Genomic DNA, 17,078 nt, shown 5'->3' with positions numbered 1-17,078 from the left:
AGGACGGACCAATGCCCGACATGGACCTCGTCGTCGCCGGCGGAACGGTGGTCACCGCACAGGGACGCAGCCGTGTGAACGTGGCCGTGCAGGACGGCCGGATCAGCTATGTCGGACCGGACCAGCCGTCGGCCCGCGAGACCGTGGACGCCGCCGGGTTGCTCGTGCTTCCCGGTGGCGTCGACACGCACGTACACCTCATGGACCCGGGCAGCACCGACCGGGAGGACTTCCCGACCGGCACGAGCGCCGCGGCCGCCTCCGGCGTGACCACGATCATCGAGCACAGCCACGGCCAGCCGGTGGTGAGCGTGGACGATCTGCGCGCCAAGCGCGAGTACCTGCGTGAGCGGTCCAACGTGGACTACGGGCTCGCGGCGCACGCGTGGCCGGGGCGCGCATCGGCCGTCGCAGACCTCGCGGCTGCCGGCGTGGCCTTCTTCAAGGTGTTCACGTGCACCACCCACGGCGTGCCCGGCCACGACGCCGCGGCGCTCAAGGAGCACCTCACGCAGACGGCGCTCGTCGACGCCGTGAGCCTCATGCACTGCGAGGACGAGTCGCTCACCGGAGCCGCCGAGAAGCTCCTGCGGGAGGCCGGTCGCGACGACGGCGGGCTGCTGCCCGAGTGGCGCAACCGGGACGCCGAGGTGGTGGCGGCGGCGGTCGCCGCCTTGCTCGTGCGGCGCACCGGGGCCACGGCCACGATCGCGCACGTCAGCCACCCCGAGGTGGCGGAGTACGTGGCGCAGGAGCGCGCCCGTGGCGGGCGGCTGGCGGCCGAGGCCTGCCCGCAGTACTTCCTGCTCCGCGAGGAGGAGGTGATCGAGCAGGGCGCGCTGCGCAAGTTCACCCCGCCCGCCCGGGCCCGCACCGACGACGACGAGACGCAGATGTGGCAGCTGTTGCGGCGGGGCGCGCTCACCCACATGTCGACCGACCACGCGCCGTCCACCCTGGAGCAGAAGCGGGCGGGCGACATCTGGAACGTCCACTTCGGGCTCCCGGGCCTGGACAGCACGATGTCGCTGTTGTTGGACGCGGTGGCGCGCGGCCAGCTGTCCTACGAGGACGTCGTCAGGGTGTACGCGGAGAGCCCGGCCCGCACCTACGGGCTGTGGCCGCGCAAGGGCCGGATCGCGCCGGGCGCCGACGCGGATCTCGTGCTGGTCGACCCCTCGGGCGAGCGCACGCTGCGCAACCAGGACGTGCTGTCCAAGGCAGGCTGGACTCCCTTCGACGGGCGCCGGGTGCGCGGCCTGGCCGTGCGGACCTACCTGCGCGGGAACCTGATCGCCGAGGAGGGCAAGCCGGTGGGTGCCCGCGGTGGCCGGTTCGTGCCCGGCCGCGGCGCCGCCGCCCGCTAGTGGGGTGAAGCTCCGAGCGCGAGACCGGACGATCAGCCAAACTGGCGGAGGTGAATGCCGTGACTTCTGCACCGCCTGAGCAGGTAGTTCTCCTCGACGAGGACGGACGCCCGATCGGAGTGGCCGACAAGGCCACCGTGCACAGCGCCAGCACCCCGTTGCACCTCGCCTTCTCCTGCTACGGCTTCGACGCGTCGGGCCGCCTGCTCGTCACGCGCCGGGCCCGGGACAAGCGGACCTTCCCCGGCGTCCGCACCAACACCTGCTGCGGCCACCCGGCCCCGGGCGAGGCGGCCGAGGACGCCGTGCGGCGACGGCTGGCCGACGAGCTCGGGATGGGTGCGGAGGACCTCCGGCTGGTCCTGCCCGACTTCGCCTACCGGGCGTCGTCCGGCGGGGTCGAGGAGAACGAGCTGTGCCCGGTGTTCGTGTGCACGCTGGTGGGGGAGCCGCGCCCGCAGCCTGCGGAGGTGGACTCCTGGGAGTGGTGCAGCTGGGAGTCGTTCGTCTCCGACGCGCGCGCAGCCGACACCGACGTGTCCCCGTGGGCCCGGCTGCAGGCGCCGCTGCTCGACGGGTGCCGCGACACCTGGATGCCCCAGCCGGCCTGACCCGCACCTGTGCGAAGCTCTGATCCCAACCGTCCCTGAGCCCGATGGTCGCCGGGGGGCAGCGATGCACGAGATCACCATCTTCAGCGGTTCCGCCCACCGGGAGCTCGCCGCGGCGATCTGCCACCACCTCGACGTGCCGCTCGCCCCGTCGCGGGTCACGCGGTTCGCCAACGACTGCCTCGAAGTACAGCTGCTCGCCAACTGCCGTGAGCGCGACGTGTTCGTCGTGCAGCCGCTCGTGCCGCCCGTGCAGGAGAACCTCGTCGAGCTGCTGCTGATGCTCGACGCCGCGCGCGGAGCGTCGGCAGCACGGATCACCGTGGTCATGCCGCACTACGCCTACGCCCGCGCGGACAAGAAGAACGCCCCGCGGATCTCGATCGCCGGACGGCTGGTGGCCGACCTCCTGCAGACCGCGGGTGCGGACCGCGTCCTGACGATGACGCTGCACTCACCGCAGGTCCACGGGTTCTTCGGGGTGCCCGTCGACCACCTGCACGCCCTGCACGAGCTCGCCGGCCACTTCCGCGGCAGCGATCTCGGCAACTCCGTCGTCGTCTCCCCGGACCTGGGCAACGCGAAGGAGGCGTCGCGGTTCGCCCGCCTGCTGGGCCTGCCGGTGGCGGCCGCCGCGAAGGAACGGCTCGCCGACGACAAGGTGGTGATCAGCTCGATCATCGGCGACGTCGCGGGCAAGGACGTCGTGGTGCTCGACGACGAGATCGCCCGCGGCAGCACCATCCTGGAGCTGCTCGACCGGCTCGCCGAGCACCACGTGGCATCGGTGCGGGTGGCCTGCACCCACGGCCTGTTCACCGACGGCGCGCTGACCCGGATCGGGGAGCGCGACGACGTCGCGGAGATCGTCTGCACGAACACCGTGCCGGTGCCGGGGGCCGAGCTGGCTCCCAAGCTGACGGTGCTCTCGATCGCGCCCGCGCTGGCCGAGGCGGTCCGCCGGATCCACAACGGTGAGTCGGTCAGCGTGCTGTTCGACGAGCACTAGCACCTCCGTGCTGGTCGCGGACGCGCTCGCAGCCGGGCGGAGCTGGGTGCTCGCTCACGGGCCGACGGTTCCCGGCTTCCGTGGCGCCTTCTTCAGCGGCTCGGTCGCCTCCCGGCCCGCAACGGCCGAGCACGCGCTGTGGTCCGATGTGGACGTGATGGTGGTGCTGGCCGACGAGCCGGTGCCACCGAAACTCGGCAAGATCCGCCATCGGGGCGCCCTGCTCGACGTCACCTACCTGCCCTGGAGCCTCGTCGCCGACGTCGATGCGGTCGCCACCTCCTACCACCTCGCGCACTGCTTCGCCCGCGATCAGGTGATCCTCGATCCGACCGGGCACCTGCGGCTGCTTCGGGAGACGATCGCGCCGACCTTCGCCGATCCGGCCGCGGTGCGGCGGCGGTCCGAGAACGTCATCGCGACGCTGGAGTCCCGGCTCTCCGCGCTCGACCCGTCGCTGGCCTGGCACGAGCAGGTGACGGCGTGGATGTTCCCCGCCAGCCTGCCCACGCACGTGGTGCTGGTGGCCGCGTGCCGCAACCCGACGGTGCGCCTGCGCTACCTCGCCGCGCGGGATGTCCTGGCCGCCTGCGGCCGGGATGCGCTCTACGACGGGCTGCTCTCGGTGCTCGGCTGCGCCGGGTGCCGTCCCGGGACGGTGCGGCGCCACCTCGATCGGCTGGCCACGGTGTTCGACCAGGCGGCCGCGGTGGCCCGCACCCCGTTCTTCTTCTCCAGTGACATCACCGCCGCCGCGCGGCCGATCGCCGTCGACGGGAGCCGGCACCTCGTGGACGGCGGTGACCACCGGGAGGCCGTCTTCTGAATCATCGCGACGTTCGCCCGCTGTCTGCAGATCCTCAGCGCGGACGCCCCGGTGGCCGTGCAGCGCAGCGGCGCGGCCGCGTTCCGGGACGCCGTCGAGGACCTGCTGGGCCTGCGTGGCCCCGATGATCTGCCGGCCCGGACGGATGCCGTGCTTTCCCTGCTGCCCGAACTGCGGCGGGCGGCGGCGTCGATCGGCGCCGCCGGGACGGAACCGGACGGCACGGCCAGGTACTCCTCCCGGTAGACAACTTTCGCGAGGAGGACAGAGTGGGGCGCGACGACGAGGGGTTCCGGTCCTTCGCCGCCGCGCGGTACGCGCCGCTCGTGCGGGCCGCCGTGCTGCTGGGCTGCAGCCGCCCGGACGCCGAGGACGCCGCGCAGGAGGCGTTGAGCCGCTGCTACGCGGCGTGGTCGCGGGTGCGCGCCGCCGACGACCCGGAGGCCTACGCCTACCGCGTGCTGGTCAACGGCGTCGCCAGGGGCAGGCGCAGGCGCTGGCGGGGCGAGGTGCCCCACGCCGATCTTCCCGAGCCGGCCGCCCGGCCCGATCCGGAGCCCGACATCCTGCTGCGCGCCGCCGTCGGTGCGGCACTGGGGCGGCTGAGCCGCGAGCACCGGCAGGTCGTGGTGCTGCGCTTCTTCGCCGACCTCGGGGAACGCCGCACCGCGGACGTCCTCGGTGTCCCGCCGGGCACCGTGAAGAGCCGTACCGCCAGGGCGATCGCGGTGCTCGCCGCCGACCCCGCGCTCGCCGACCTCCTGCCGACCGCCGAGAGGGAGCCGGGATGACCGAGGACGACATCACCACGTTGCTCCGGCGTGCCGCGTCCGGCCTCGACGTGCGGGACGCGCCGGTCGACGAGATCGTCCGGGCCGGTCGCCGCCGGGCCCGCACCCGGCTGGCGGCGCAGGTGACCGGCACGGTCGCGGCGGTTGCCGCGGTCGCCGTGCTCGTACCGGTCGGGATGGGCGCGTGGCATGCGGAACCGGCGGCCCCGCCGGCGTGTGTCGCGACCGTGGCACCCGCGGTGCTGCCTGAGTGGGCCCGCACCGGCTTCAGCGAACCCGAGCCGGCGGCGCCGTACGTGCTCGGTGACAGCGGCCGGATCCTCGCGGTCCTGTTCGGCGCCCCCTACAGCGCTCCGCCCGCGGCCGACCGCGCCAACAAGATCCTCTGGGTGGCCCGGGAGCCCGCGCCCCCCGGCCCGTTGCGGATCGTGGCACACCGTGGTGACGAGCCCCCGGTCGTGCGGGAGGTGCCCGGCGGCCCCGGGCCGTCCACGATCGACCTGCCCGCGCCCGGCTGCTGGACCCTCGACCTGCACTGGGCCGACCGCACCGACACCCTCCGGCTGGATTACCGGACCGGCTGATGCGCGAGGATCCGGCCGTGCGTAGCGAAGTGCCCGACATGCTTAGCGAAGTCGTGGCCGTGGCGGTCGACTGTCTCGACGCCGAGCGGTGCGCCGAGTTCTGGTGCGCGGCACTCGGCGCCGAGGTGCGCGGCCGATGGCGGGACGCCCATCAGGTGGAGTACGTCGAGATCGGCACGGGCGACGGGCGGCCGATCCTGGTCTTCCAGCCCGTCCCCGAGGCCAAGGCCGGGAAGAACCGGCTGCACCTCGACATCGCCCCCGCGACCGGGTCGCAGGAGGACGAGGCCGAGCGGCTGGTGCGGCTGGGCGCCACGCGGGTGGTGGACGCGCCAGAGCACCCGTGGGTGGTGCTCGCCGACCCCGAGGGCAACGAGTTCTGCGTGCTGCCCCCGCGCTCCGGGTGAGCTCCCTCAGAGCCAGGCAGGCAGCGAGGGTAACCCGGAGGGGCACCCGAGTTCGGTGCCGCCGGACCGGCCGGTGAGCCAGGCGAGCAGCGCCGCGGCCTCCCCGCTGACACGCACGGCGCCGCCGTTCTCGCCCACCCGCCACTGGCGGTCGCGGTCGGTGGCGACCAGTTCCAGCCTTGGTGTGCCGTCCCGGCTGCCGAACGCGCCCGTCACGTCGTCGAGCAGCGTCTCCACCACCTCCACCGGCAGCTCGGTGACCCGGGCGCCGGTGTCGAGGTCGACCGCGTGCAGCCAGACCTCCCGCACCCGCATCCACAGCACCTCGGCGGCCGGGATCCGCCGTCCCAGCGCGCTGCGGACCTCGGCCCGCCAGGCCTCGTCCGGGAGCCCGGCGATCGCCGCGTCCAGGCGCGCTGCGGTGCGGGCGACGTCCACGCGCAGCTCTGCGTCCGGTGCCCCGGCCCCCTCCTCGATCTCCGCCGCGCGCTGGGCGCGGTCGGCGTACATCGGGGTCTCGACGCCGGTGGCGGCCCAGGCCAGCAGGCGGCGCAGGGCGTCGGCGTTGCGGGCGACGTGCGCCGTGACGTGGGCCCGGGTCCAGCCCGGGAGGCGGGACGGCGCGCGGAACCCGCCGTCCGGTACCCGCTCCAGCGCCGTCGCGAAGAACGCGGTGCCCGTGCCCAGCCAGCGACCGGTGGTCAGCACGTCGTGCCGGATCGGTGGGTCGAGGGTGCTCACGCGGTCGCGCCTTCGACGCGGCAGGTGTTGCGGCACTCGCCGACCCCCTCGACCCGGGTGACGACCTCGGAGCCTGCCCCGAGGTAGCGCGGTGGCTTGCGGGCGTGGCCGACGCCACCGGGGGTGCCGGTGGCGATCAGGTCGCCGGGAACCAGTGTGATGATCGACGACACATAGGCGACCAGCGCGGCGGCGTCGAACACGAGGTCACCGGTGTCGGCCTTCTGCACCAGCTCGCCGTCGACGGTGCAGCTGAGCTCGCCGGGCACCGAGCCGTCCTCGGTGGTGACCAGCCACGGCCCGACCGGCGTGCTCGCCTCGAACGTCTTGCCCTGCAGCCACTGCAGCGTCCGGTACTGATAGTCCCGCGCGGTGATGTCGTTGACCACGGTGTACCCGGCGATGGCCGCCGCGGCCTGCTCCGGACTGGCGTGGCGCACCTCGGCCCCGACCACGACGCCGAGCTCGGCCTCCCAGTCCACCTGCTCCGACCCGGCCGGGAGCGTGATCGGGTCGAAGGCGCCGATCAGTGAGCGCGCGTACTTCGCGAACAGCGTGGGAACGTCGGGGAGCTCGCGGCCCATCTCCAGGATGTGCGCGCGGTAGTTCAGCCCGACGCACACGATCTTCTCGGGGAACGGGACGACGGGCGCGTAGTCCAGCGTGGCCAGGTCGTGGCGGGCGCCGTCGGCAGCGGCGGCCTCGGCCCGCCAGTCCGGCCGGCGCAGGAGCGCGCCGAGGTTCGGATGGCCGAGGTCGACGGCGTCCCCGTCCTCGACGCGGACGGCGCGGGTGCCCTCGGCGGTGCGGACGGTGGCGAGTCTCATGCCTGCTCCTGCTCGTCGTCGACGGCGGTACGGGAGAGGCCGAGCGCCTCGAAGACCGGGTCGTCGCCGAACCGGAACGCGTCGAGGCCGTCGTCGGTCGTGATCGTCACCGGGGCCCAGGACGGCACCGCGAACAGGTCGCCCGTCGCGACCTCGTACCGCTGCGCGCCGACCGTCACCACCCCGGAGCCGGAGAACACCTGCCACACCGCCGAACCGGCCACGCGCCTGGTGGCCGACCGGGCGCCCGGAGCGAGCCGGTGCATCTCGCAGCGCATCGTCGAGAGGGCGTCGCCGCCGGTGGCGGGGTTGCTGAACCGGACGGCGGCGTGCCCGGGGGAGACCACACCGGGGTGCCCCTCCCGCTCCAGCTCGATCTGGGCCGCGAGTGCGGTGTCGGTGTGCTCCCAGCGGTAGGCCATGAGCGGCGACGCCGGCGCGGGCGGCGCCCCGATCGGCCGCAGCCCGGGATGTCCCCACAGCCGTTCGTTGCGCGACGCCGCAGGCGTGGCCCGGGTATCGAGCTCGTCCGGGCCGAACTCGAAGAACCCGGCGTCGAGCTGGCGGACCAGCGGGATGTCCAGGCCGTCGACCCAGGCCATCGGGTGGTCGGTGGTGTTGTGGTGCTCGTGGAAGTGCATGCCCGGCGTGAGCAGGAGATCGCCGCGGCGCATCGCGACCGGGTCGCCCGCCACGTTCGTCCACACGCCCTCACCCTCGACGACGAAGCGGAACGCCGTCTGCGCGTGCCGGTGCGCGGGTGCCTCCTCACGCGGGCCGAGGTACTGGATCGCCGCCCAGAGCGTCGGCGTGGCGTACGCCGTGCCCGGGAGCCCGGGGTTGGCCAGCGCGATCGCCCGCCGCTCGCCACCGCGTCCCACCGGGACCAGTTCGCCGCTGCGGGCGGCCAGCGGGTAGAGGGTGGACCAGCGCCAGAGCATCGGGACAGCGGCGGGCTGCGGGGTCTCCGGCATGAGCCCGGCCCGCTGGGTCCACAGCGGCGCCATGTCGGCCGCGGCGAAGTCGGCGTAGAGCTGCTCGAGCGCCGCCGCCTCCTCGGCGGTGGGTTCGGCGACGGCGTGCGCGTCGGTGCTCGTCATCGAGGTGCTCCTTCCGGATCATGGTGTCTCTCCCGACGCTAGGAACCGCCACGGGCCTCGTCCCGTCCCGCGCTCGAGATTCGGTCCTGCAGAATCTCGGGGATGCCGCCCGGCCCGAGCTCCGCCGACCGGGTACTGGAGCTGCTCGCGCTCCTGCACGCCCGCGGTCGGCTCCGGGTGCGCGACGCGGCACGGGCGCTCGACGTCGCCCCGTCCACCGCGCACCGGCTGCTCACCACGCTGGTGCGGCACGGCTTCGCCCGCCGGGACGTGCGGCACGAGTACTTCCCCGGCACGCCGGCGGCCCCGTCGGCCGGCGCCGAAGCGGCGGCCGTGGCGGTCGTCGCCCGCCCGCACCTGGAGGCGCTCGCCGCCGAGGTCGGCGAGACCGTGCACCTGATGGTGCTGGAAGGGGCGAGCGCGCGGTTCGTCGCGGTGGTGGAGGGCGGCCCCGCCTGGCGCGTCGCCCCGCGGGTCGGGCTCCTGATGCCCGCCCACCTGACGTCCGGCGGGAAGGCGCTGCTCGCCGAGCTCACCGTCGACGAGCTTCGGGAGCTGTATCCACGCGGTCTGCCGCTCACGCCGGACGCGGCCGGTCCGGCAGCGGGCGTGCTGCGCCGCGAGCTCGACGCCATCCGCAGGCGGGGCTACGCGCGCAACGTCGAGGAGACCGAGCGCGGGGTCAGCGCGGTGGGCGCGTGCGTGCGCGAGGGGCGCCATCGTGCGGTCGCCGCGATCGTCATCGCCGCACCCAGCTCGCGGGCACAGGGCCGTTCGCTCGACCGGCTCAGCGGACCCCTCCTGGTCACGACGGCGGCCGTCACCGCGCAGCTCGCGGCCCGTGGGCGCCCTCATGCCGCCGGATCCGTGAGGAAGGGGTTCCGCAGTACGGAATAGGACGATCTCTCCTTCCTTTCCGAGGAACCAGCTCGTAGCGTTTTGCTCACGTTCGGCGGGCTGCCGACGTCGCTGACCCGCGCGCGGGAGGGGGAGCAGATGGACCACCACCGGACCGGCCGATGAGCACCCGGCTCGAGCCGACGGTGCCGCAGGCACTGCGCGAGGTGCTGGACCGGGACGACGACGTGGGCTTCACGGTGGAGCTGCTGACCGTCACCGAGGAGGCGTTCCCGCACCAGGCGCTGCTGAGCGTCGGCGAGATCGTCGTACTGGACCACGAGCACATCCGCCTCGCCACGTGGCCGGCGAGCACCACCACCCGCAACATGGCGAGAACCGGACGGTGCACGCTCACCGCGGTCGTCGACGGCGTGGCCTACACCGTGCTGCTCGCCCTCGTGCCACACGGCGAGCTCGCGTCCTCGGCGTCGCCGCTGACCGTGGTCGACGGGCGCGTCGTGGAGGCCAGGGCCGACACGGCGCCGTACGCGGTGCTCGAGTCCGGCATCCGCTTCCGGCTCACCGATCCGGACGCCGTCCTGGAGCGCTGGGCCACCACCCGGCGCCTCCTGCGCGAGCTCGGTCCGTCCGCCTGGTCTACCACCCGAACGACAGGAGCCCGGTCCCCGTCATGACCCCCACGCACCGCGGTCACCCCGAGATCGTCATCGTCGGAGCCGGAGTGGCCGGCCTCGTGCTGGCTCTCGAGCTGCACGACGCCGGCATCCCGTGCCGCGTCTACGAGTCGGTGTCCGAGATCAAGGCGCTCGGGGTGGGGATCAACGTCCTGCCGCACGCCGCGGCCGTCCTCGGGCGGCTCGGTCTCGAGGACGACCTCACGGCGGCCGCCGTGCTGACGCAGGAGTCGGTGTTCTTCACCCGGTTCGGCCAGCTCGCCTACCGCGAGCCCGCCGGCCGCCTCGCCGGCTACCCCGACCCGCAGTACTCCATCCACCGGGGCGACCTGCAGGCCGTGCTCCTGTCGGCCGTGCGCGAGCGCCTCGGCGCCGACGCCGTCGTCACGGGCCACACCTGCACCGGGGTCCGCGACGCCGACGGCGTCGCCGTCGCCGAGTTCCGCACCGCGGACGGTGCCGTCGTCCGGGTCCGGGGCGACGCGGTGATCGCCTGCGACGGGGTCAACTCGGCGATCCGCAGGCAGCTGCACCCCGAGGAGGGCCCGCCGCGCTACTCCGGGGTGACCATGTGGCGCGGGGTCGCCGCCTGGGAGCCGTTCCTGTCCGGCGGCAGCATGGTGCGCATCGGGTGGCTCGACCGGGGCAAGCTCGTGGTCTACCCGATCCGGGACGACGTCGACGGCCAGGGGCGGCAGCTGGTCAACTGGGTGGCCGAGCGCCAGACCCCGCAGCGCAGCGAGCGCGACTGGGTCCGTCGTGGCGAGCTCGCGGACTTCGCCGACGCGTACTCCGACTGGCACTTCGACTGGCTGGACGTACCCGCACTGTTGGAGGCGTCCGAGACCGTCCTGGAGTACCCGATGGTCGACCAGGAGCCGCTGCCCTGGTGGACGGCCGGGCGCGTCACGCTGCTCGGCGACGCGGCACACCCCATGGTGCCGCGCGGTTCGAACGGTGCCGGGCAGGCCGTTCTCGACGCCGGGGCGCTGCGGCGGGCCCTCGTCGCGGAGCCGGACGTGGCCGCCGCGCTCCAGGCCTACGAGAGCGAGCGCAGACCCGCCACGGCGCTGGTGGTGCGCACCAACCGCACCAACCCGCCGGACGCGATCCTCCGCGAGGTGAGCAGGCGCAGCGGCGACCGGCCTTTCGAGCGCATCGAGGACGTGATCAGCACCGAGGAGCTCGCCGCCATCTCCGACGGGTACAAGAACGTGGCGGGCTACGCGCTGCCCACTCCCTGAGCTCCCGCACACGAGCTCCACCGACGGCGGAAACCTGGCGGGACAGATCTCGGCCGACCCCGTTGACCCGCGACGTCCACCGGATCGGCGGGGCACAAGAGGTGGATCAGCGGCGCGGACACCGCCCGCTACGGCATCGTCTACGCCCGCACCCACCGTGCGGATCCTCGCCGACAGCGGGGAGGTCGACGCCGTGGTGCTCGTGGCGACGCTTGCCGGCCAGAAGCAGCTCGGACGCGAGCGGGAGTAGCCCGTCCTCGCTGGCCGCGTCGGTGCCGCTGGTGATCTACAGCTACACGCGCCCCGGGCAGGCCGGCATCGACCTGCTCGAGGAGCTCGGCATCGCCTACCTCACCAGCATCGCCCGCGCGGCAGGCGCGTCGGCGGCGCTGGCTCCCCGCGATCAGCCGAGGTAGGGCGGGGCCTCGCCCCAGCCCCACCGCGGGGTGGGCGCGTTCTGCATGGGGGTGGCGTCCGGCGCCGCGTTGGCCCGGGCGATGCGTGTGCCCCACTCCACGTAGGCGACGAAGGCGGAGCGGAACTCGGGGTCATCGGGGAGCCCCGCCTCGTCGGCGCTCGACGCGATGAGGGTCTCCCACCGCACCCGCTGCTCCTCCGTGATGCCGAGGCCGATGTGGTGGCGCAGCATCGCGGGGTAGCCGCCGAGCTCGTCGGTGTAGTCGGTGGGGCCGCCGAACACCTCCCCGAGCCAGCGGGCCACGTGGTCGCGGTGATCCGGCCCCATGTGCCGGAACACGGGTTCGAGCACCGGGTCGGCGAGCACCCGGTCGTAGAAGACCTCGGTGAGGCGGTGCAGGGCCGCGGAACCGCCGCACCAGTCGTAGAGGGTCGGGACGGGAGTGGTTGACACTGAGACTTCTCCATTGATTACGCCATTACAGCTGTCAGTTCACTGCGGCATCCTGCCGCGAGTCGGCCAGATGCGCCAGTGCCGCGGCGCGGAGCATCGCCGCCTCCGACAGCAGGGCGAAGAAGGTGAACCCGAGCGCGCGGAAGCGGTGGACGTGCGCCGGTGAGGCGCAGTAGATGCCGACCGGGAGGTCCCGCGCCCGGCAGGCGGCGACGACGTCGCGCAGCAGGCGTTCGTAACCCGGGTCGTCCACCTGGGCGCTCGGCGGCAGGCCGGCGCTGAACGCCAGGTCCGACGGTCCGACGAACACCGCGTCCAGACCCTCGACCGCCGCGATGTCGGGTAGCGCCTCGACCGCCGCGAGGGTCTCCGCCATGACGATGCACAGCGGGTCCGGCCGGCCGGGCGACCAGGCCGCTCGCGTCGGACCGTAGCTGCGTCCGCCGCGGGGCGGGTAGTGGCAGGCGGCGACGGCACGGGCCGCATCGGCCGCGGTGTCGACCATCGGCACGATGACGGCCGCGGCGCCGCGGTCCAGTGCCCGGCCGATGGCGCCTGCCTCGTTGCCGGTGACCCGCACGACCACCGGAGTGCCGGTCGAGTCCAGCGCCTGGGCCATGGGGAGCAGTGCGTCGTCGCCGATGAGGCCGTGCTGCTGGTCGATGCACACGAACCCGAAGCCCACCGAGCCGATGAGCTCGGCGGAGGCGGATCCGGGAAGCTGCAGCCAGCCGCCCACGACGTCGGCGGTCAGATCGAGAGGGAGAGCGTTCACCCGTCGCACTCTAGGGAACAGATGTACATCTGCTTGCGTTCGCAACTACTATCACCGTCGATGAAGGGGAGAACGAGATGAGCACTATCGCTCCGCACGGCCTGCACCACGTCACGGCGATCGCGTCGGACCCGCAGCGCAACGTCGACTTCTACACCCGGGTGCTGGGACTGCGGCTGGTCAAGCAGACCGTGAACTTCGATGCGCCCGACACCTACCACCTGTACTACGGCGACGCGCGGGGTGCGCCGTCCACGCTCCTGACCTTCTTCCCGTGGCGGGGCGTCCCCGCCGGGCGCCAGGGCAGCGGCCTGACCACGGCCACCGCGTTCAGCGTGCCGCCGGAGTCGATGGGCTGGTGGCAGCGCCACCTCACCGGTGCCGGGCTCGAGCTCGACGGCCCGCGCACCCGCGACGGCGAGGAGGTGCTGACCCTGCGCGACCCCGACGGCATGGTGATCGACATCGTCGCGGCTCCCGGCGACACCCGCTCGGGCTGGGACGGCGTGGCCGGCGTCCCGGCCGAGCACGCCGTGCGCGGCCTGCACTCGGTGACGATGTCGGAGCGCCTGCCCGACGCCACCGCGGAGATGCTCGCGGGTGTGCTCGGGATGCACCTGCAGGGCGAGGACGGCGACCGCGCCCGCTTCGCCCTGGCCGGGGGTGGCGCAGGCGCCGTCGTCGACGTGGCCGCCGACGCGCGCCCGCGGGGCCTGCAGGCCGGTGGCACCGTGCACCACATCGCGTTCCGCGCACCCGACCAGGAGACCCAGGCCCGGTGGCGCCGGGAGCTCGTCGAGGCGGGCCTGCGGGTCACCGAGATCGTCGACCGGCAGTACTTCACCTCCATCTACTTCCACGAACCCGGGGGAGTGCTGCTGGAGATCGCGACCGACCAGCCCGGCTTCGCCATCGACGAGCCGCTGCTGGAACTGGGCCGGTCCCTGAAGCTGCCGCCGTGGCTGGAGCCCAGCCGTGAGCAGATCGCGCGGGCACTCCCGCCGCTGCACGTCGACGCCCCGGTGACGCCGTGACGGCCGCGCAGGGGCACCCGGCCGTGGCGCGTCCGCACGTGTGGGTCCCGGGCACCGCCGCCCCGCCGCTGCTGCTCCTGCACGGCACCGGCGGTGACGAGCACGACCTGCTGCCCCTGCGCGACCACCTCGCGCCGGACGCCCCCGTGCTCTCCCCCCGGGGCACGGTGCTGGAGAACGGCATGCCGCGGTTCTTCCGCAGGCTCCAGGAGGGCGTCTTCGACGAGGACGACCTGCGCGCGCGGGTGGACGAGCTGGCGGCGTTCCTGGCGGCGGCGGAGACCGAGCACGACGTCGCGGCCGGGTCGTGGGTCGCGGTCGGTTTCTCCAACGGCGCGAACATCGCGTCCGCGCTGCTGTTCCGCCGCCCGGAGGCGCTGGCCGGCGCGGTGCTGCTGGCGGCGATGGTGCCGTTCCGCGACGGGCCGGACCCCGACGTCGACCTCACCGGGAAGCGTGTGGCCGTGTCCAACGGCCGCCGCGACCCGATGGCGACCGCGGCCCACACCCGCACCCTGGTCGCGCAGCTGCGCGACCACGGCGCGGAGGTGGTGGAGTTCCCGCACGACGGCGGCCATGGCATCGACCCGCGGACCCTCCCGGCCCTCCGCGCTTTCGTGGCCGGGAGCTGACCACCGAAGTTCAGGAAAGCCACTTTCCTGCCCTGTGCGGGCCTGAAAGTGGCTTTCCTGAACCCGGGAGTCAGGTACCCGCTCCGGCGGAGCTCGCGGGCGACCTGTCGCCGCCGGTCACCTCCGGCCGCATCCGTAGAACGGCCCGGGCCCGGGTGCTGTCGAAGTCCTTCTCCCACTTCCCCACCACGATCGCCGCGACGGCGTTGCCGAGCACGTTGATGAAGACCCGGCCCTCGTTGAGCAGGCGGTCGACACCGACGATCAGCGCAAGCGCCGCGAGCGGCACGTGCCCGATGGCGGTGATGCTGCTGGCCAGCACGATGAACGCACCACCGGCGATCCCGGCGGTTCCCTTGCTCGTCAGCATCATGATCCCGACCATCGTCAGCTGTTGCTGCCACGACAGGTCGATCCCCACGGCCTGCGCGAGGAAGAGCGAGGCCATTGTCAGGTAGATCGCCGAGCCGTCGAGGTTGAAGGAGAAGCCGGCGGGAATCGTGATGCCCACGACGGGGCGGCCGACGCCGAGGGCCTCGAGCTTCTGCACCATCTGCGGGAGCACCGCCTCGCTCGACCAGGTGCTCAGTGCGACCAGCAGTTCCGCCCGCAGGAAGCGCATGAGCCCGAACAGGCTCAGCCGGCACGCACGCATGATCGCCCCGAGCACCACGAGGATGTAGACGACGCACGTCGCGGTGAACAGGATCACCAGGTAGCCGAGCTGTTGCAGGCTGGCTGCTCCGTAGGTGCTGACCACCGTGGCCAGAGCTCCGAACGTACCGATGGGCGCGAGTCGCATCACCCACGAGACGATCGTGAAGACGACGTCGGACAGCGCCCCGATGCCCCGGGTGAGGATCTGCGCCCGCTCTCCCGAGACGTTGAGCGCCACACCGAACAGGATCGACACCAGCAGCGCCGCGAGGATGTTGTCCCCGGTGAGCGCGCCGAACAGCGACTCCGGGATCAGGCTCGACACGAAGTCCGTGAAGCTCGCGTGTCCGCCTCCGCTCACGCCGGGGATGTTTCCCGCGTCGAGGGTGGCCGGGTCGATGTTCATCCCCGCGCCGGGATGGAACACGTTGGCCACCACGAGGCCGATCACCATCGACACCAGCGAGAAGACGATGAAATAGGCGATCGCCTTGATCCCGATCCGCCCGGCCTTGCGCAGATCCTCCATCGCGGCGATACCCGTGGTGACGACACAGAAGACGACCGGGATGACGATCATCTTGACCAGCGCGATGAACCAGTCGTTCAGAGGTTTCATCGCGGCGCCGAAGCCGGGGAAGAGAACGCCGACGGCGATGCCGAGTACGGCACCCAGTACCACCTGGAACCACAGCTCACCCAGCAGCCGGACGGGGCGGGACCGAGGCGGATGGTCGGCGATGTTCGACTGGGACATACCGAACTCCTTGCACAGCAGTGTGTGGCGTTTCAGCCAGGGGAGGAGGCGAGGCGCGTCAGCTGTGCAGCTCGCGCAGCACCGGGTAGAACTCGGCCTTCGCCTCGAGGCCGATCCCCGGCAGATCCGTCAGGCCGACGTACCCGTCGCGCACCACGGCGCCGTCGGCGAAGCCTCCGGCGGGCTTGAACTCCCCGGGGTACGACTCGTTGCCACCGAGCTTCAGCGCGGCGGCGATGTGCAGGGAGAACTGGTGGCCGCCGTGCGGGATGCACCGGCGGGAGTCCCAGCCGTGCTGCCGCAGCATGTCCTGGATGCGCAGGTACTCGACCAGGCCGTAGCTGAGGGCCGGGTCGACCTGGATGGTGTCGCGGTCGGGCCGCATCCCCGCGTACCGCACCAGGTTGCGGGCGTCCGGAAGCGAGAACAGGTTCTCGCCGGTGGCCAGTGGGCCCCGGTAGTGCTCGGCCAGAGTGGCGTGCAGGTGGAAGTCGAGCGGGTTGCCGGGCTCCTCGTACCAGAACAGGCCGTAGGGCTCCATCGCGCGGCCGTACTCCAGGGCGGTCTCCAGGTCGAAACGACCGTTGACGTCCACCGCCAGCCGGGACCCGTCGCCGCCGACGACGTCCAGCACGGCCTCGATCCGCCGCAGGTCCTCCGCCAGCCCGGCGCCGCCGATCTTCATCTTGACCACGCGGTAGCCGAGGTCGAGGAAGCCCCTCATCTCGTCCTGCAGCTCGCGCAGGCCCTTGCCGGGCGCGTAGTAGCCACCGGCGGCGTAGACGAAGACGGACTCGTCGGGCCGGCCGTCGCCGTAGTGCTCGGACAGGAACCGGTAGAGCGGCTGATCGGCGATCTTCGCGGCGAGATCGAACAGCGCCATGTCGACGGCGCCGACCGCGACCGAACGTTCACCGTGACCGCCCGGCTTCTCGTTCCGCATCATCACGTCCCACGCCTTCGCCGGGTCGACAAAGGTGCCGTCGTCGGCGAGGAGGTCGTCCGGGGAAGCCTGCATGAGCCGAGGCAGCATGCGCCGACGCAGGATCTCCCCCGCGCTGTAGCGACCGTTGGAGGTGAACCCGTACCCCACGACGGGTTCACCATCACGGACCACGTCGCTGACGACCGCGACGATCGAGCAGTCCATCGAGCTGAAGTCGATCCACGCGTTGCGGATCGACGAGCTGATCGGCACGACACCCTCGTGCACGGAGACGATCTTCATGAGCTCCTCGTAACTTATAAGATGTGAGAGACGCTAGGCTCCGTGCGAGTCCGAGCGCAAGGGCGACGTGGTCTCGACAGAA

Annotated in this window: 21 protein-coding genes; 14 read left to right on the top strand and 7 right to left on the bottom strand. The window is 72.8% G+C overall.

Translation table 11 applies throughout. The annotated features are described in order from the left end of the window. Positions 1-11: 11 nt before the first annotated feature. The 8 genes from AC5L35_RS00205 (at position 12) to AC5L35_RS00170 (ending at position 5,595) form a co-directional block, all read left to right on the top strand. Complete coding sequence (locus AC5L35_RS00205) at positions 12-1,367, top strand: dihydroorotase (RefSeq protein ID WP_495057434.1); 1,356 nt, start codon at positions 12-14, stop codon at positions 1,365-1,367. 59 nt (positions 1,368-1,426) lie between these two features. Continuing rightward, complete coding sequence (idi, locus tag AC5L35_RS00200; protein ID WP_495057433.1) at positions 1,427-1,978, top strand: isopentenyl-diphosphate Delta-isomerase; 552 nt, start codon at positions 1,427-1,429, stop codon at positions 1,976-1,978. A gap of 64 nt (positions 1,979-2,042) precedes the next feature. Beyond that, positions 2,043-2,987 (top strand): ribose-phosphate diphosphokinase, encoded by a 945-nt coding sequence (locus tag AC5L35_RS00195; RefSeq protein ID WP_495057432.1) that lies wholly within the window; start codon positions 2,043-2,045, stop codon positions 2,985-2,987. A gap of 7 nt (positions 2,988-2,994) precedes the next feature. Next, positions 2,995-3,813 carry a hypothetical protein gene (locus AC5L35_RS00190; RefSeq protein WP_495057431.1) on the top strand — a complete coding sequence of 273 codons (819 nt, stop codon included), beginning with the start codon at positions 2,995-2,997 and terminating at the stop codon, positions 3,811-3,813. Between the two features lie 51 nt (positions 3,814-3,864). Further along, complete coding sequence (locus AC5L35_RS00185) at positions 3,865-4,059, top strand: hypothetical protein (RefSeq protein WP_495057430.1); 195 nt, start codon at positions 3,865-3,867, stop codon at positions 4,057-4,059. Between the two features lie 23 nt (positions 4,060-4,082). Then, positions 4,083-4,604, top strand: coding sequence for a SigE family RNA polymerase sigma factor (locus AC5L35_RS00180; RefSeq protein ID WP_495057429.1), 522 nt, complete (start codon positions 4,083-4,085; stop codon positions 4,602-4,604). After that, positions 4,601-5,188 (top strand): hypothetical protein, encoded by a 588-nt coding sequence (locus tag AC5L35_RS00175; protein WP_495057428.1) that lies wholly within the window; start codon positions 4,601-4,603, stop codon positions 5,186-5,188. Before AC5L35_RS00180 ends, AC5L35_RS00175 begins: the two co-directional genes overlap by 4 nt. Positions 5,189-5,226: 38 nt before the next feature. Beyond that, positions 5,227-5,595 carry a VOC family protein gene (locus AC5L35_RS00170; RefSeq protein ID WP_495057427.1) on the top strand — a complete coding sequence of 123 codons (369 nt, stop codon included), beginning with the start codon at positions 5,227-5,229 and terminating at the stop codon, positions 5,593-5,595. A 6-nt stretch (positions 5,596-5,601) separates the two neighbouring features. Here AC5L35_RS00170 and AC5L35_RS00165 read toward each other — a convergent pair whose 3' ends face one another. The 3 genes from AC5L35_RS00165 to AC5L35_RS00155 are packed head-to-tail and all read right to left on the bottom strand — an operon-like array spanning position 5,602 to position 8,263. Beyond that, positions 5,602-6,336: a maleylpyruvate isomerase family mycothiol-dependent enzyme gene (locus AC5L35_RS00165; RefSeq protein WP_495057426.1), complete on the bottom strand. Its 735-nt coding sequence runs from the start codon at positions 6,334-6,336 to the stop codon at positions 5,602-5,604. Continuing rightward, entirely contained in the window at positions 6,333-7,163 is an 831-nt protein-coding gene (locus tag AC5L35_RS00160) for a fumarylacetoacetate hydrolase family protein (RefSeq protein WP_495057425.1), read from the bottom strand. The genes AC5L35_RS00165 and AC5L35_RS00160 overlap by 4 nt, the downstream gene beginning before the upstream one ends. Next, the gene (locus AC5L35_RS00155) at positions 7,160-8,263 is read right to left on the bottom strand and encodes a cupin domain-containing protein (RefSeq protein ID WP_495057424.1); all 1,104 of its coding nucleotides are present in this window, start codon (positions 8,261-8,263) and stop codon (positions 7,160-7,162) included. The genes AC5L35_RS00160 and AC5L35_RS00155 overlap by 4 nt, the downstream gene beginning before the upstream one ends. Positions 8,264-8,365: 102 nt before the next feature. Between AC5L35_RS00155 and AC5L35_RS00150 the strand changes: the two genes are divergently transcribed. The 4 genes from AC5L35_RS00150 to AC5L35_RS00135 all read left to right on the top strand — a co-directional run bounded on the left by AC5L35_RS00150 (position 8,366) and on the right by AC5L35_RS00135 (position 11,458). Beyond that, a complete protein-coding gene (locus tag AC5L35_RS00150; RefSeq protein ID WP_495057423.1) occupies positions 8,366-9,160 on the top strand; it encodes an IclR family transcriptional regulator in 795 nt (264 codons plus the stop codon). 122 nt (positions 9,161-9,282) lie between these two features. After that, a complete protein-coding gene (locus tag AC5L35_RS00145; protein ID WP_495057422.1) occupies positions 9,283-9,798 on the top strand; it encodes a hypothetical protein in 516 nt (171 codons plus the stop codon). After that, positions 9,795-11,042 carry a flavin-dependent oxidoreductase gene (locus AC5L35_RS00140; protein WP_495057421.1) on the top strand — a complete coding sequence of 416 codons (1,248 nt, stop codon included), beginning with the start codon at positions 9,795-9,797 and terminating at the stop codon, positions 11,040-11,042. The genes AC5L35_RS00145 and AC5L35_RS00140 overlap by 4 nt, the downstream gene beginning before the upstream one ends. Before the next feature lie 281 nt (positions 11,043-11,323). Further along, positions 11,324-11,458, top strand: coding sequence for a hypothetical protein (locus AC5L35_RS00135; RefSeq protein ID WP_495057420.1), 135 nt, complete (start codon positions 11,324-11,326; stop codon positions 11,456-11,458). Here the strand turns inward: AC5L35_RS00135 and AC5L35_RS00130 are convergent. Together AC5L35_RS00130 and AC5L35_RS00125 are read right to left on the bottom strand one after the other, a co-directional pair. After that, positions 11,446-11,913 (bottom strand): group II truncated hemoglobin, encoded by a 468-nt coding sequence (locus AC5L35_RS00130; protein ID WP_495057419.1) that lies wholly within the window; start codon positions 11,911-11,913, stop codon positions 11,446-11,448. The genes AC5L35_RS00135 and AC5L35_RS00130 overlap by 13 nt on opposite strands. 34 nt (positions 11,914-11,947) lie before the next feature. Beyond that, positions 11,948-12,688 (bottom strand): HpcH/HpaI aldolase family protein, encoded by a 741-nt coding sequence (locus tag AC5L35_RS00125; protein ID WP_495057418.1) that lies wholly within the window; start codon positions 12,686-12,688, stop codon positions 11,948-11,950. A gap of 77 nt (positions 12,689-12,765) precedes the next feature. On the opposite strand from AC5L35_RS00125, the gene AC5L35_RS00120 reads away from it, so the two are divergent. Then, on the top strand, positions 12,766-13,722 hold the full coding sequence (locus tag AC5L35_RS00120) for a ring-cleaving dioxygenase (protein ID WP_495057417.1): 957 nt from the start codon (positions 12,766-12,768) through the stop codon (positions 13,720-13,722). Then, on the top strand, positions 13,719-14,354 hold the full coding sequence (locus AC5L35_RS00115) for an alpha/beta hydrolase (RefSeq protein ID WP_495057416.1): 636 nt from the start codon (positions 13,719-13,721) through the stop codon (positions 14,352-14,354). Before AC5L35_RS00120 ends, AC5L35_RS00115 begins: the two co-directional genes overlap by 4 nt. 70 nt (positions 14,355-14,424) lie before the next feature. On the opposite strand, the gene AC5L35_RS00110 is transcribed toward AC5L35_RS00115, so the two are convergent. Continuing rightward, positions 14,425-15,768, bottom strand: coding sequence for a cation:dicarboxylate symporter family transporter (locus AC5L35_RS00110; protein ID WP_495057415.1), 1,344 nt, complete (start codon positions 15,766-15,768; stop codon positions 14,425-14,427). A 58-nt stretch (positions 15,769-15,826) separates the two neighbouring features. After that, positions 15,827-16,996 (bottom strand): mandelate racemase/muconate lactonizing enzyme family protein, encoded by a 1,170-nt coding sequence (locus tag AC5L35_RS00105; protein ID WP_495057414.1) that lies wholly within the window; start codon positions 16,994-16,996, stop codon positions 15,827-15,829. Positions 16,997-17,078: the final 82 nt, after the last annotated feature.

Source organism: Pseudonocardia sp. OZ21 (assembly GCF_059359135.1).
The sequence above is the reverse complement of the archived record's forward strand: the minus strand, read 5'-3'. Positions and strand labels throughout refer to the sequence as shown.

Coding starts and splice junctions, on each gene's coding strand:
- AC5L35_RS00205 (WP_495057434.1), top strand. CDS start 12: ATGCCCGACATGGACCTCGTCGTCGCCGGCGGAACGGTGGTCACCGCA.
- AC5L35_RS00195 (WP_495057432.1), top strand. CDS start 2,043: ATGCACGAGATCACCATCTTCAGCGGTTCCGCCCACCGGGAGCTCGCC.
- AC5L35_RS00175 (WP_495057428.1), top strand. CDS start 4,601: ATGACCGAGGACGACATCACCACGTTGCTCCGGCGTGCCGCGTCCGGC.
- AC5L35_RS00170 (WP_495057427.1), top strand. CDS start 5,227: ATGCTTAGCGAAGTCGTGGCCGTGGCGGTCGACTGTCTCGACGCCGAG.
- AC5L35_RS00160 (WP_495057425.1), bottom strand. CDS start 7,163: ATGAGACTCGCCACCGTCCGCACCGCCGAGGGCACCCGCGCCGTCCGC.
- AC5L35_RS00155 (WP_495057424.1), bottom strand. CDS start 8,263: ATGACGAGCACCGACGCGCACGCCGTCGCCGAACCCACCGCCGAGGAG.
- AC5L35_RS00150 (WP_495057423.1), top strand. CDS start 8,366: ATGCCGCCCGGCCCGAGCTCCGCCGACCGGGTACTGGAGCTGCTCGCG.
- AC5L35_RS00145 (WP_495057422.1), top strand. CDS start 9,283: ATGAGCACCCGGCTCGAGCCGACGGTGCCGCAGGCACTGCGCGAGGTG.
- AC5L35_RS00140 (WP_495057421.1), top strand. CDS start 9,795: ATGACCCCCACGCACCGCGGTCACCCCGAGATCGTCATCGTCGGAGCC.
- AC5L35_RS00120 (WP_495057417.1), top strand. CDS start 12,766: ATGAGCACTATCGCTCCGCACGGCCTGCACCACGTCACGGCGATCGCG.
- AC5L35_RS00110 (WP_495057415.1), bottom strand. CDS start 15,768: ATGTCCCAGTCGAACATCGCCGACCATCCGCCTCGGTCCCGCCCCGTC.
- AC5L35_RS00105 (WP_495057414.1), bottom strand. CDS start 16,996: ATGAAGATCGTCTCCGTGCACGAGGGTGTCGTGCCGATCAGCTCGTCG.